Source organism: Carboxylicivirga longa (genome assembly GCF_050589825.1).
GTDB lineage: Bacteria > Bacteroidota > Bacteroidia > Bacteroidales > Marinilabiliaceae > Carboxylicivirga > Carboxylicivirga longa.
On sequence record NZ_JBNGOZ010000002.1, the window covers coordinates 12,219 to 27,318 of the forward strand.

Annotated in this window: 8 protein-coding genes; all 8 read right to left on the reverse strand. The window is 43.6% G+C overall.

All coding sequences use genetic code 11. The features are described 5' to 3' along the window. Positions 1–2: 2 nt before the first annotated feature. On the reverse strand, positions 3–2,522 hold the full coding sequence (locus ACRD7A_RS01835) for a LamG-like jellyroll fold domain-containing protein (RefSeq protein WP_430809636.1): 2,520 nt from the start codon (positions 2,520–2,522) through the stop codon (positions 3–5). A 267-nt stretch (positions 2,523–2,789) separates the two neighbouring features. Continuing rightward, complete coding sequence (locus ACRD7A_RS01840) at positions 2,790–3,887, reverse strand: T9SS type A sorting domain-containing protein (RefSeq protein WP_430809637.1); 1,098 nt, start codon at positions 3,885–3,887, stop codon at positions 2,790–2,792. A 538-nt stretch (positions 3,888–4,425) separates the two neighbouring features. Next, entirely contained in the window at positions 4,426–5,178 is a 753-nt protein-coding gene (locus tag ACRD7A_RS01845; RefSeq protein ID WP_430809638.1) for a PRC-barrel domain-containing protein, read from the reverse strand. A 250-nt stretch (positions 5,179–5,428) separates the two neighbouring features. Further along, positions 5,429–7,864, reverse strand: a complete 2,436-nt coding sequence (locus ACRD7A_RS01850; protein WP_430809639.1) for a glycoside hydrolase family 2 TIM barrel-domain containing protein — start codon at positions 7,862–7,864, stop codon at positions 5,429–5,431. A gap of 233 nt (positions 7,865–8,097) precedes the next feature. Further along, on the reverse strand, positions 8,098–8,508 hold the full coding sequence (locus ACRD7A_RS01855) for a GreA/GreB family elongation factor (protein WP_430809640.1): 411 nt from the start codon (positions 8,506–8,508) through the stop codon (positions 8,098–8,100). A gap of 444 nt (positions 8,509–8,952) precedes the next feature. Further along, positions 8,953–10,173: a redoxin domain-containing protein gene (locus tag ACRD7A_RS01860; protein WP_430809641.1), complete on the reverse strand. Its 1,221-nt coding sequence runs from the start codon at positions 10,171–10,173 to the stop codon at positions 8,953–8,955. After that, complete coding sequence (locus ACRD7A_RS01865) at positions 10,166–11,539, reverse strand: RagB/SusD family nutrient uptake outer membrane protein (RefSeq protein WP_430809642.1); 1,374 nt, start codon at positions 11,537–11,539, stop codon at positions 10,166–10,168. The genes ACRD7A_RS01860 and ACRD7A_RS01865 overlap by 8 nt, the downstream gene beginning before the upstream one ends. A 12-nt stretch (positions 11,540–11,551) precedes the next feature. Continuing rightward, a complete protein-coding gene (locus ACRD7A_RS01870; RefSeq protein ID WP_430809643.1) occupies positions 11,552–15,070 on the reverse strand; it encodes a TonB-dependent receptor in 3,519 nt (1,172 codons plus the stop codon). Positions 15,071–15,100: the final 30 nt, after the last annotated feature.

Below are 15,100 nucleotides of genomic sequence, written 5' to 3' on the forward strand. Positions count from 1 at the left end.
TTTTATTGGATGATAAACTTAGATGTATAGCTAGTGTTAGTATCTGATTCAATTTGAATAAAATAAAGTCCGGTATTCAAGGCCTGAACAGGCACTTGCACTTGGGCTTCTGCAATTTCTCTTACCACTGCTCCCCGGGTGTTAAATACTTTGCCACTGCGCAGGCGCTCTCCTGCCGGCATTTCAATATTTAAAACCGACTTCACGGGGTTAGGAAAGACACGCATCTGACCAGCAGTATTCTCAATATCTTCCATCCCAGTAGGTGTAGTGTCTACCGAAGTAATCAGGGGATCCACATTACTGTTCAAGGAAAAGCTGGCAGCTTTCGCTAAGCTGTAGGGGTGAGATGTTTTCACATCGTTACCCATGTCCCAGTACATGATACCACCCAGATCGTTATCGTGAATAAATTCACAACGGTCGATCACCTGATTGTAGCCGGTGATATAACGACGGTAACCACTGCCGTCAATCACACTATTCATATCCGGTGTATAGCCATTATCCAACAAACCATTTCGCACTCCCGTTGGCGCCACGCCCTTATTCTCAACATCGGTTACAGCATCATAACCCCTAGAGGTAGTGGTGGCATAAGACAATACGATTTTTTCTTTGGGATAGCGACCACCAGCGGTAAAACGATTGAGCGCATCCACATATGTACTATATAAAAATACATGCTTGCCCGGGCCGTAGATCTGGAAAGGAAAATAATCGACTTTATCTACATACTGCTGAGGCAAGGTATAAGCAACATAGTGTGGGGTAACCGTGAGTACTTTATCTGCCGGAAATTTAGCACGAATAGCTTCGATGACCTTACCATAGTTATCCCAGCATGTACCGTCATAACACCATTCAAAATCCAGGTCAATACCATCAAATTCGGGCGCGATGCGAGCTACCTCATCGGCAAACTTGCTGCGAAAGGCCGGATCAGCAAAACGATCTTCCCAACCGCTAAAGCCTTTGAAACCACCTCTTATCATATATCCGCGATGCCCCTCGTAATGACTGCGCATAATGGAGATAAAATGCTTATAGGAATAAGAATCATAGCCGACATTCTCAGGACGGTTATAGTCCCAATACGAGTCCATTACAAAAAGCGTCTGGGCCTCTACCTTACGTGTATCGCTAGGCATAGGCGTTTCCGTCATGGCCGCCTTCATATTATCTGAAGAACGGTAGGCATTCCACAGCACAGTCTCATCTAACTTGGCATTGAGATTGACTCCAATTAACGCTGGCGTGGATTCTAAACCACTTACCTGATAATCATGAACGCTTACTTCCATGTTAATTGCAGGATATGTTTCCCCATTAAAAGAGGCATGAAACACATTGTAATTATTAGTAGAATAAGCAGCAACTCCCAGATGCACCCACTTTTTAACTTCCATATTGTTAGGGCGTAGATAATCAACACCATTGATACGCACCACAATAGTTTTACGGGCTTCATCGCCTAAACGAATCGAAAATCCTTCCGTATCTGACTTCTCTTTTTGGAAAATAAAGGCTCCTTCAGTCCATTCTTCGAGGTATATCCAGCTTGAGAAAGCATATTTATCCTTTGGATTAAAGGCCTTGGCACCCACATTCATTTGCGCTCCCAAACCATTTAAGGCCAGTACACCCTGACGTCCCTGATATTCTGACAGGTAATTACCATTACTTACGCTCCCCTTATTATCGGCAAAGGGGATGTTCACTTCTCCGGCCGAATTAACTTCCAGACTCAGGATAATCAGATCATTGGACAGTAGGTATTTGTCAGCATCAATCTCGCGGTCGGCCCAGCGGGCAAAATCGGTATAGGCCACCGAACGACGATACTTGAAAGCCTGGTTATCAGCAACCAGGCTACGATCAGCGCTACCGGTGAAAGTACCGTGGTGCTTCATCTGGTAATCCACCACATTGGGGCACTGATCCTGATCAAACTTATAGTAGGCCACCAAATTGGCGTAGTTGGGATGATGCTTGTTCACCGTATTACGCCACATTAAAAAGAAGGGATCTGATATGGCTGTGTTCCAGAATCGCAACTCATCCAGACGACCTTCATAATTGTTGCCACCCAGGCTAAGTGATCCGAGGCTGACAGGTAAATCTAAGTTAATGGTTTCTGTTGTTTGCACAATACCATTCACATATACACTTGCCTGCCCCTTAGCATAAACTAAACTAAGGTGACACCATTTACCAGCCATTAGCGCAGGCGAGGATATTGTTAAGGTTCGTTCCCCAACTTTAAAAAGAAGCTTATTTTCTGTTCCCAGCTCTGTACGCAGCGCCTGAGTGCCGGTACTCAAAATAGTTGCGCCGGGTGACCAAACACCGGGGTTCATCCAAAACTGCAGCGTATAGCTATCACTATTGGACAAGGCAGTTAGTTCATTGAGCGTCACACCGCTTCCCGTCGGCATGCTTAGTGCATAGTTATCTACTTGTGCCTGCATTACGCCTACATAGCTTAGCAAGGCGAAACACACTATCATTAATTTCTTCATGGACTCTCTCTTTATCTTCCTTTGGCTGTTCTGTTCGCCGTAGATTGGTGCATATAGCATCCAGCTACTTTCGGGGTAGATGTATAAAAGGACTATTCTATCAAATCTTGTTCTGCCAGTGTACGACTAAGTGTAAGGCTGTTTTATCATCCCTATCCCCCTGTCTTTGGCAGCATTCTTCCCCTTTTGCCAAAGCAAAAAGGGAAGAAGCATTACCTTGATCTTATTTTTTATAATATCAATTTGACTAGTATGTTGATATTACGGTTACTTAACAGCTACCTTAGCAGTTCTTGTACCTACACGTACAATGTATAAACCTTTTGTAAGCGGGATACGCACTTGCGCTTGTCCGGCACGGCGTGAAGAAATCAACTGACCACTCAGCGCATACACCTCTACCTGCTCATTGGCATCGGCGTTGGTAATCACCAATTCACCATTACTTCCATAACATTTAAGTTCATCTGCTGATGGCAGGTCGTTAATAGCAGTAGCAACAGGATCAGAAACTAAAGTTAATTCTTGATTTTCGATGGGCTCACCACTTGGATTGGCTGTAAATGTCAATTCCTTAATTAATAATGTCGTATTCTTGGCATTACCTCCAAAACGAAAAGTAAAACGCAGAGGGGCACCATCAACCTCTTTGGCAACAAAATCATACTCACAGGCAATCCATTTGGTATCGTCGTAAGTAAGCTCAGGTAAAAATGTTACTGGGTCAACTATTTGACTAGCACAATCTCCACTTTTGAATTCTTGGGTAGCGGTTAAAACGCCATCTACTGTTTTATGGTTTCCTGAATATGTATATCCCAATACATCAAATAATTTATTGGTTGTTGTCAACTCATTTTGGTGAATATGAAACACTACTCTCATACGAACTGTTGCCTGTTTCTCAGCCTCTTCAACTGACAGACCACTAGATGTAAGGTCAACAATACTAGGAGTTAAATCCTTATCGGTATAGAATGCCAGATTCCACCAACCAAGCCAAAAGCCATCATCTCCGGCTACTCCGTGAGGAAATGTAGAACCGCTACCTTTCATGCACAGAACCTTACCTACATCACCGCCCATATCAAGAATTTGAAAGTAAGAGTTTAAAATTCCTCCCTGGCCTGTTGTTAAAGAATTAAGATTTCCATTACAAGCCGTAATAAAACCATCATTCCAATTACTCATAACATCTGGATCGCCGTTTGGTGGGTTGGCTCCTGGATTGGCTTTATCCAAACTAAAAGGCCCAACAGGTAAGTTATTAAATTTATAACGGGCGGGGGTAATATCGGTTTGTGCCCATGCGCTCACAGAGAGGAGCAGAGAAAAAATACAAGTTAGTGTAAAGAACTTCTTCATAATACTGATGATTTATTTGTTAGTAATTACAGCGCCGAAGCACTTGCTATTGATGTGGTCAAATATAGAAGGTGGGCACATCAAGCCTTTTTAAAATCATCTGTATTTTTTTCAGAATTGTATATTCTTTAACTTTTAATCACATTTAACTCGCACGACTTCTACTAATTAGACAATATTAGAAAAACCCCGGACGATTTTAGAAAAGATATATGCTGAGCATTTAGCCCATCAACAATTCCCATCCACCGCCTTAGGCGTCGTACTTCCCCTTGCTCTCAAGCGCAAAGGGAAGAATGATTACAAATCGTAAGGTCAGTGAAAAAAATAGAAAATATGTGGTTTCCCTCACATTCAACCGACTCAAGGGTTGTAATTATATACATTTATAGCCATGGGTTGGCTCCCATGGCTATAGCTATTCAAACCCCTCCGGGGTTAGTTTTTGCTTAGAGTCGAAATTTGTATCTGATCCCTCTTTTACTTTAAAATCATGTTAGATACCAAGATTTAGGGAGACAGCATGCTGGCAGTTGAATTACTTCAGCTTCACAAGATCTTCATAAAAAGAATGGGTGCGTTGCTCCACCGAATGATCAATCAAAGCACTGGGATCATATTCGGGTGCATGCTTAATGGCGTCTTTGTCCATATTAATGCTCAATTCCTCATCCACGTAGCTCACATGCTGCAAGTACGAAAGTGGTATCAACACCTTTTTGCTCCAAGGCAACCAATTGCTTGTATCCACCACAGCGTAGGCTACCTGCCAATCCTCCTCGCGAACAATCAAGTCCTCAACATGACCGAGAGCGCCATCCTTGGCACGTATCTGATATCCGAGCACTTCATTAAAGCTACGCAGCAGGGTCTTAATCTCCTCCTCTTCTATTTCTCGGTTTTGGGCCTTCAGTACAGTTGGGATAAGGCTGGCCATCCCCACGTGTCCGGTAGCCATAAAGGGTTCATCCCAATAGTTGAGTACCCCGTAGTTTTTGTTGATTATTTCCTGAAATCTGAGTGATACCGGAGCATGTTGCTCCAATGTAGGACCATTGGCAATAAGGGCTTTCTCAACATCTAACTGAAGTGTCCCTTCCTTGCGGGGTACCCCCACCATAATGCTACGGGGAATCAGTACTTTTTTATCCTTGTTGAGTGTTTCCAGGTCAACCTGAACATAGCGTATTCGCCATTGCTCTTCGTCGAACAAAAGGTCAACAATTTCGGCTTTCTCACCATCTTTTGTTCTAATGTTGTAGTTGGTCAAGTTTTTTAAGCTAAAATTCATTTTTTTAGATTTAAAACTATTCACGCCTACTCTGTTCAAGATTTTCAGCTTGCTCTTGCGCATTCATCAATGCAGCTTGAGGTGATACCGCTAATAATAGTAAGTTCAAAAAAGGCATTTATCTTCTCCTAACAAAAGGGCATCATTAATACCTAAATACAAAAAATATCGCAATAATCCAAATAAAAAGCGGTTTGTAAGCCTCGCATAATGAAGCTAACAAACCGCTTTTATATTTCTAATAACCTGACTATCGCCCTACAGCACTCAGATTAATGCTTGCGTCTTTCAGCTTATCACCACCCACAGTCAATTGAATATCGCCGCCTTTTTTATCAGCCTGTACCAGCACTACCAACTGCCCACTAAAGGCTTGCATGCTGGGCTCATGAAACAACTCCAGCGACGTGGCATCACCGTTACAAGCCGCTCGGAAACTACCCGCACCTTGCACCTCAAAATTCAACTGATGATCGGCATGAGGACACAATCGCCCATCCTTATCTACCACCGATACGGTAACAAAGCTGATATCCTTGCCATCGGCTATTAGTTCAGTTCGATCTGCCTCCAGCTTTAGCGTATAGGCTTCGCCGGCAGTATGCACTTCTTTCTCCATGGCCACCTTGCCGCTGGCATCATAAGCCACCACTTTTATGGAACCAGGCTCATACTTTACATCATTCCACATAAGGCGGTAGCGTTGCAATTTCGACTCCTTACTCTTAGTTCGCTTACCCTGACTCTTGCCATTAACAAAAAGCTCGGCACTGTCGTAACTCGTGTAAACAAACACCGGCGTTGTTTCGCCTTCCCGGCCCTTCCATGTCCAGTGTGGTAACACGTGTAGTGTCTCCTCTTCGGTATTCCAGCGGCTACGGTACAAGTAATATCTGTCCTTAGGCAGTCCTGCCAGGTCGCAGATGCCAAAATAAGAACTGCGCGATGGCCAATAATTATCGTAAGGCGTGGGCTCGCCCAGATAGTCAAAACCCGTCCACACAAATTCACCAATCACCCAGGGCTTATCATCCTGCATTACAAAGTCGTCTTCGGGTATGTTGGACCAGTTACAATACTCCAGGTCGTAAGATGAGCACTGTAGATCATCATGCTGAATATCGGGTCCTCCTTCAACGGGAAATTTATAAACTCCCCGTGAGCTAACTGTAGAAGCTGTTTCAGACCCCAGCAGGTAGCCCTGTGGAAAGCGCTCATAAGCCTCTTCGTAAAGATGCACACGGTAATTGAGTCCGGGCATATCCACCACGGCACCAAAGCCACTATTCATAACCGCTTTCACCTGATCCATCCCTACCGTTACCGGTCTTGTGGGGTCTTCGCGATGAAACACATCCTGTAAGAACTTGAGTCGCTTAACGCCATCGCTACCCCACTGATCGGGTACTTCATTACCAGCACTCCACATAACCACACAAGGGTGATTGCGCGTGGCACGCACCAGGTTAACTACGTCCTTCTCGGCCCACTCATCAAAGTATTTATTGTAGCCATTGGCTACCTTTGGCTTCTTCCACTCATCAAAACTCTCGGCCAAAAACAGAAAACCCATCTCATCACAAAGCTCGAGCTGCTCGATGGAAGGCATATTATGTGCCGAGCGTACTGCATTACATCCTAAATCTTTAAGAATGGTCAACTGACGCTTGAGTGCAGCTTTGTTAATGGCCACACCCAGAGGACCTAAATCGTGATGCAAACAAACTCCCTTAAACTTAATGGTCTCACCATTAAGTTGGAAACCCTGCTCGGGTGTATAGCTTACATCGCGGATACCAAAACGAACAGTCTCTGTATCCTTGAGGGTGTTGCCCTGAAAAAGATTAAGCTGAGCGGTATAGAGATAAGGCGAATCGGGACTCCATAAAACAGGATTGGGCACGGCCACATGCTGCTCTATCTTGTCACCAAACTGCTGATCGGAACTTCCTTTTGCCACTATCTTGCCTTGCTGATCGCGTATGCTAAGCTCAACGCGAACATCACTCCCCTGCACACGAGACTGAATATTCACCCGCGCCTGCTCTTCGCTAATGAAAGGCGTAGTAATAAAGTGTCCCCAGTGCTGAAAACTCACTTTATCATTCACCACTACTTTTACATTGCGATAAAGTCCGGCGCCAGGATACCAACGGGATGAGAAGGGATGATTCTCAAGCCGCACTGCTATCTGGTTATCCGCATTATCCGAAACAAGATCTGTAATGTCGAAGTAAAAATAGCTATAGCCATATGGACGCTCGCCTACCTTTTGTCCATTAACATATACCTGAGCATTGCTCATGGCCCCGTCGAAGCATAATAAAACCTGCTTATTATCGCGTAAGTCTGATAAATCAATTTTTGTGCGATACCATGCTGCACCAATAAAAGGCAGGGCTCCTGTTCGCCCCGTTTTTTCAGTGGCCTTTTGCTCATTATTTTGAACGATGCGCACCATCTGCTTATCAATCTCTTTGTCAAAGGGACCATATATAGCCCAGTCATGAGGCACAGTAACGGTCTCCCAGGCACTATCATCGTAGTTGCTTTGTGCTGCACCCGCTTCTTCTCCCTTTTTAAACTGCCAATGCTCCAGATTGTGTACGTTGCGATGCGCGCGCTCAGAATGACCACACGATGCCATGATGATGACCATCAGTAAACTAAATAAAGTACTTTTCATTATTATATTATATGTGAATATTTTCAGATAAATGAATTGAGGAATGATTAGGCTTGAGAGAACAAAAAAAAACATTACCCGGCAATAAACCAAAAGCCCGAAGCGTTCAAAGTTACTTTTTCTTCGTCAAAATATGATGAAGTACAACAACTATGAATAATTCGGGCAATGATGGTACAACGCTATCGCATAATTGAACGATAGCCTATGCGATCTGTCATTTCATGTAAATACTACAAATGGTAATCGCCAGCCTGCTCAGGTTGATAGAGAATGTCTTCGATAAGCAAAGAGATGGTGCCCTTAGGTACCTCCCATTCGATGGTATCACCTTTTTGGTATCCCAATAAGGCAGTGGCGATGGGTGCAAAAATAGAAAGTTTGTTCTTCTTGATATCAGCCTGCTCGGGGTAAACAATTTGAATATCAACACCACGATTAGTATCGAGGTATCGCACCCTTACAACAGAGTTCATCGTAACTACCTGAGGGGGTACCTGCTCTGGAGCATAGCTCTTCCCTTTTTCAATCTCACTCAACAAATTAAAGATTTCTTTGGTCTGATACATCTTGCGATTATGGCCATCGGCCACAAGGCGACGGATTCGCGCTGAATCGTTCTGATTAATTATAAGATGCTTCATAGTTAGTTATTGTTTATAAAAAAAGGCCGGTATAAACCGGCCTTCTATTGTAGTTTGTATATTATTTTTTTAGAAATAGAAATAGCCGCCCTCATGCATCATGCATCGGGTACTCCGTAGAAACTTTAATATTTTATCCATTACTGTTCTCATGACTATTATAACTATGCTGACAAACATACAAATTAAAATGTTTCCTTGTATTCGATTCGTCAAAATTAACACATTTATCCACAACTAACTTAGCAACAAGGTTATCCACCAAACACAGAACTCAGCCAACGGAAGCAATGCCCTTGGTATTCGGTTAAGTATAGAGCGGAAATGCGCTTATATAAAGCGAAGTTGGCACCTTGCAAGGCGCATTTTCTTTAAAAAAAAAAAATGGGGATAGCCCGAATATAATCGAACTATCCCCCAATAACACGTTATAGTGTTCTCCTGTTAATGCACTTCCTCTTCCAGGAAAGCATCCAAATAGGCTCCCCGCATATTTGTTTTGTAAATACGATTTTCCTTATCCAGTACAATACAAGTAGGCACGCCCAAAACGTTATAAACCGCCTTTACCTCGCCATTCATGCCCTTGGGGTCGCGCAACTGCTTCCATACCATACCCTCTTCTTCCATGGCTTTCTGCCAGTCTTTATCTTTACTATCAACTGATATACTGATGATATTAAATCCTTTGTCTTTGCATTCCTCATGTACACGCTTTAAATGCGGTATTTCCCCCCTACACGGGCCGCACCAGCTCGCCCAGAATTCCAGCATATTAAATTTACCAGGTTCAATTAATGAGGATAATTTCACGAGCTCGCCCTCACGATTCAGCAACTCAATATCTTTAAACTCCTCACCCAAGGCTACTCTTTTAGCAGCTTCGGCCTGTTCCTTCAAACGGGTGAATAATGGGGTTCCCTGCCAGTCCTTCTCCATCCAGCTGACCATCTCATCAATTTCTTCAACAGTAAAATCAACATACATACCGGTAAAGAAATAAGATACATAATCGAGCGCTACAATGGATTGAGTATTCTCGCGGATAAACTTAAGCTTCACATCACGCAATTGCTTATTCAGTGCATTTTCCTGGCGCGCAATTTCAATACCCACAGCGGTATTTTCAATACCCTTATCAAAATAAGGGCTTAAGTACTCAGCCATGTAGCGCTGGTTTAGCTTCCTTAACTTTTCATTAAAGGGCTTCGCAATCGCACTATACTCTTCTTTCAAAGCCTGTGCCTGTGAGCCTTTAATGATCGCAGGCTCGGTTTTGCGCTTCGGATTGTAATAAAATCCGGCCATGGTATTGATATTTGCCTCAAAGCTAATATCTGAATTCTCCAGATAGAAGCTTGCTTTGTTCTTATACTTTGGATTGGAGGCCTCTCCTTCGGGTGTGCGATCGACAATTAGGGTGTATAAACCCGGATAATCTACTTCACCACTTAAAGTAAACTGTCCGTTGCTAACCACAGCACTGTCCACAATGGATTGTGATACATAGTCATTTTTCTGAAGATAGATACGGGCATTTTCCACATCGCCGTGTAACGTGCCATTTACCTTGTAACCCTTATTTAACTGACAAGCGGGCAAAACTGCGACAAGCACAGCCAAACTAAGGGCCATGCTCATCTTATTGAAAAATCGTTTATTCATATCCTTTATTTTGCTTTAAGAGATTATTACCTGCCATGGCCGAACGCGGAATGGGTAAGGTCAATAGCTTATCGGAAGCCACATAATCGGGTGCGATCACATAATCATCAATTACATGATAACGTACCAGATCATACCACTCCTCATTATTTTCAGTATTCAATTCCATCCACTTGTGTTTCAGGATCTGCTCAAGCACCAGAGCATTAGGAATGGCTTCAATTTCTTCCTGGGCGTAACCGGCACGCTCACAAATGGCAGCCAATGCCAAACGCGCCTCGTCAAAATGTGATTGACGGGCTTCTGCCTCAGCCAATATATAATACATTTCGGCCAATCGAATAAAGAAATGGGTATTGGCCATTTCTCCTGAGGCATAATCATTCTGCACATATTTACTGGCAGCATTGATGTAGGCATCGGTATAGCGAGCATCGTACACCATATCCCCTTCTACCATTTCATCAGCAATGCGTTTACTGGTATCACCTACTTTCAAATTTGTTATGTTCATGCTGGTAGGCTCATTGGGATAGCTGGCATATAACGAAAACAGCACTTCCGATGACTTGGCAGCATTACGAAATACATCAAAATAAACTTCCTCGAGCATATAACCAGCCCCGGGAGCCTCTGCAATAACTTCGCCGGCCAATTGAGCTGCCTGAGGATAGGCACCCTGGTATAACTTAACTCTTGCCAGTAAAGCCTTGCCGGTTGTTTGGCTTACATAGTAGTGTCCTTTGGGAAACACCGGAGCATCGCTTATTACTGCATTCAGGTCATTTACAATCAACTCATATACAGCTCCTACACTTTCGCGCTGCTTGGGTGTATTGCTACGCACAGGCTCAGTGTACGTAACAACACCATATTCGGAGGTAGCATCCCAAAATTCACCAAACTGGCGTAATAGATGAAAGTGCGCCATGGCACGGTGGAACTTAAGCTCCGCAATCATCTCAGTCTGTCGTGCAGCCTCAAGGCCTTCCACAAACTCACCCTCCAGCTGGGCAAGCACCGAATTGGCAATATTGATCACACGGTAGAGGGCGGTATAATTTTTCTCCACCCCAATGTTCTCTACTTTTATATCATTCTCAGCAAAACCCTGATAGCCACCGATGTATCTAAAGTTTTCAGCATGACTACGCATAGACATTAAACTGGTAAACCAGCCAATATCGATAGAGCGCCATGAGGAATACACCCCATTTACAGCGGCTTCGGCTGAATTCTTATCGGACACCAAGGTCTCATCCGTCAATACATTCTCGGGCTGAATATCATCTATATTACCCATTAACTCACAGGAAGTGATTGAAACGAGCAATATTCCAAATAGTATATATTTAATTTTCTTCATCTGATTTCGTGTTTAAAGTTGCACCTTAATACCAATTGAGAAGGTTTTGCTCAGTGGATAGGGATCGTCATTAACAGACATACCGGTTACACCACCTCCAATGAGTTCCGGATCCAGACCCGGCCAATCAGTAATGGTGAACAGGTTGGTTGCCGTCGCAAATACCGAGGCACTTTTCACCTTCATATTCTTCAGCATGTTATTAGGTAGCTGATACGATAGCGTAATATTTTTCATGCGCAGATAAGAGGCATCAAAAACATACTTATCAGAATAAGAGTAATTATAATAACCCATAGATGAATTAATCAACTGTGCATACTCAGCATCGGTATTCTCGGGCGTCCAGGTATTGCGGAACATCTCGCGGTTGATACCCAGTCCCAGGTTACCTCCGGCATCGGTCATCAGGTTCGACCATATGGCCTCCACTCCTTTGGAGAACTGCATAATAAATGACAAAGACAGATTTTTATGGCTCAGCGTATTGCTCCAGCCTCCGAAGAAATCAGGCTCCGGATTGGTTATCACCACCTCATCTTCATTGTTGATACGGCCATCACCATTAATGTCCTCCATCAAGTAGTCACCCACTGCCGTGCTTGATTCCTGGTAGTAGTTATAACCTTTTTCCCAGGCTGCCATATTCAGGTCATCAATTACCGACTGATCCTGTATAATCTCTTTTACCTTAAAGCCCTTTCGGGTTCCTGCCGGATGCCCTTCGATAAAAGAATCCTGCATGTAGGGGCTGATGGTCGCACTGTTCAGCTTCTCAATATTATTACGGTTGAAGGCAATATTGAAGTTACTGTTCCACACAAAATTACTGTTTCGAATGATATCGCCACCCAACGAAAATTCCATTCCCTTGTTGCTTACATCGATAATGTTGGCGTAGTAATTCTTCATTCCCGACTCTAAAATATGAGGTGCCGGTGCCAAAGCGCCATCTGTGTAGCGGTAATACACATCGTAGTTACCATACAAACGATTATTAAAGAATGAGAAATCAAAACCCGCATTGTACTCGGTCGTCATCTCCCACTTAATCCCTTCGTTGGGCAACAAGTCTTTAATATCAACGCTCAACTCACCTCCATAGTAATCGGAGCTGTTACGAATAAAGTACTGCTTATAAGAGAAGTCGGCGACGTTAGTTGACCCGGTCTGTCCGGCACTCAAACGTACTTTCAAATCATCAATGGCGTCCACATCGCTGAGGAAAGACTCATTATTCATGCGCCAACCCAATGAAACGGCAGGAAAGTAACCCCAACGATTCTCCGGTCCGAATTTAGATGATTCATCGGCACGCATAGCAGCTTCCAACAGGTAACGATGATCGTAGCTATAGGTGATACGGCCGTAGATAGAATTAAGACCGGTATTTACCTCGTCATCGCCAAACATCGTGATGGAACGAGCAGAACCGGGATTGTGCATATAGTCATCGCTGGGAAAACCCTCATAAGAGATATAATCACTCTTACTGAATATGCGATCAGCACTATAACCGAGCATAGCCGTAAACTTATGATCCTTAATATCCTTCTTGTAATCCAATCGGAAGTTCAAGGCTGTACTGGTCATGTTACTGCTGCTATTATCCAGGCTCGATAAGGTAGGTATACCATACATGATGTCTTTACTTACCAGCGGTGAGAAAAACTGGTTTCTAAAAACATAGTTAGCCACATTAATATCAGTATGGAAGTCCAGATCGTTGGTTAAATTAATATCCAGATAAGCATTTCCCATAAACTGATTATTGATAAACTCCGACTCTTTTTGTCGCAGTGCCACGGGGTTAGCCATATCATTGGGCAATCCGTAGTAAAGCATAGAACCATCGATACGCTGAAAGTCGCCCGTTGCGTTATACACCGGCACATCCGGACGCATAAGCCAAGGCTTATAGAGACTTGCCATATAATCCTGCTCATCGGCACTGTTACGCTCCGATACTGAGTAATTCATCATGGCACCCATCTTCACTTTATCGCTAATATCGGTATCCACAGAAAGTCGGGCTCCATATCGATCCAACTGATCGTTGATAAACAATCCTTCCTGATTTATACCATTAAAAGAGAAAGAATAGTTGGTACGATCGGTACCACCGCGTAAAGCGAAATTATACTGATGAGAAGCGGCGTTTTTATTTTTCACTTCTTCCACCCAATTGGTGTTTTCGCTACCAAAGGCTTCCTCTTTCAAACCATTGTAGGTATATTGCCAGGTGTTCCAGTCCAGTTCAACCTGGCCCAATGTACCCAGGGTATATTCATCGGCAAAGCTTCGCCAATCGTTCATGGCCGTTACCGTGCTGCTCAATATCATATCCTGCAATTCACGGAACTCCTCGTTATTTAAGGGCTCATACTCTTTTACCGGGTTACCAATAGAAAAAGTATAGCCGGCATCAATATTAACGTTATCACCCTTATGACCATTTTTAGTATTGATGATAATCACACCATTGGCACCGCGCGATCCGTAAATGGCAGTAGCAGCCGCATCTTTCAGCACATCGATCGACTCAATATCGTTGGGTGCTAAGGCCAGCAGTGGGTTCATGGCATTGGATTGCACAAACATAGGAATACCGTCGATTACAAACAGCGGTATGTTATTGGCCTGTCCTGATGTCATATTGGGATAAGGAGTGGTAATACCACGAATGTTAATGTTAGGTGTAGCCCCGGGCTCACCACTATTTTGGGTCATCATCACCCCTTTCATGGTACCTCCCAGCATATTATCCACTGTACTGCTGGTGGTTGCCAAGCGTTCCATTTCCTCCTTATCCATGGATGCGATGGAACTGGTAAGGCTTTTCTTATCCTTACGACCAAAACCGATTACCACAACCTCATTTAAGTCAGTAGCCTCTTCATGTAGCGTCACATTAATCTCGCCACGTCCCTCAACAGCCTGCTCCAATATATCAAATCCAATAAAAGAATAGGTAAGTACAGATTGTGCAGAACTTGCTTCGATGGTGTATTGACCATCGGCACCTGTAATTACACCATTGGTTGGATTGGACTTCTCAAAGATGTTAACGCCGGGAATGGGCAAACCTTTATCGTCGCGTACGGTACCTTTTACTGTAAAACGCTGTTGCTGCTGCGCCAGCTGACGATCGCGCTGAGCCTTACCTGGGGCAGGACGCACAATAATCACATCCTTAATAATCTGAAAGTCCAGATCTTTACCGTCCAAAGCGGTCTTCATCACTTCATCAATAGAGCCGGACTCCAGTTGCAACTCCAAATCATTGGCAATGGCGATCTCCTCCAGGTTGTATAAAAATCGGTAATCACTCTGCTTTTTTATCTGCTCTATCATTTGCTCCAGCGATCCCCCCTTTAGATTAATCACCAGCTTCTGATTCTGAGAATGCGTGATGGCGGTTGCCTGAACAGTAAAGAAGATACTCAGAAATACATAGAGCTTCATAAACAGGTACATCTTTTTACGAAAACGTATTGGAATACGCCTTCCATCAATTCGATTTTTTTTCATACTTTTGATTGATTATAAGTTGATACAACA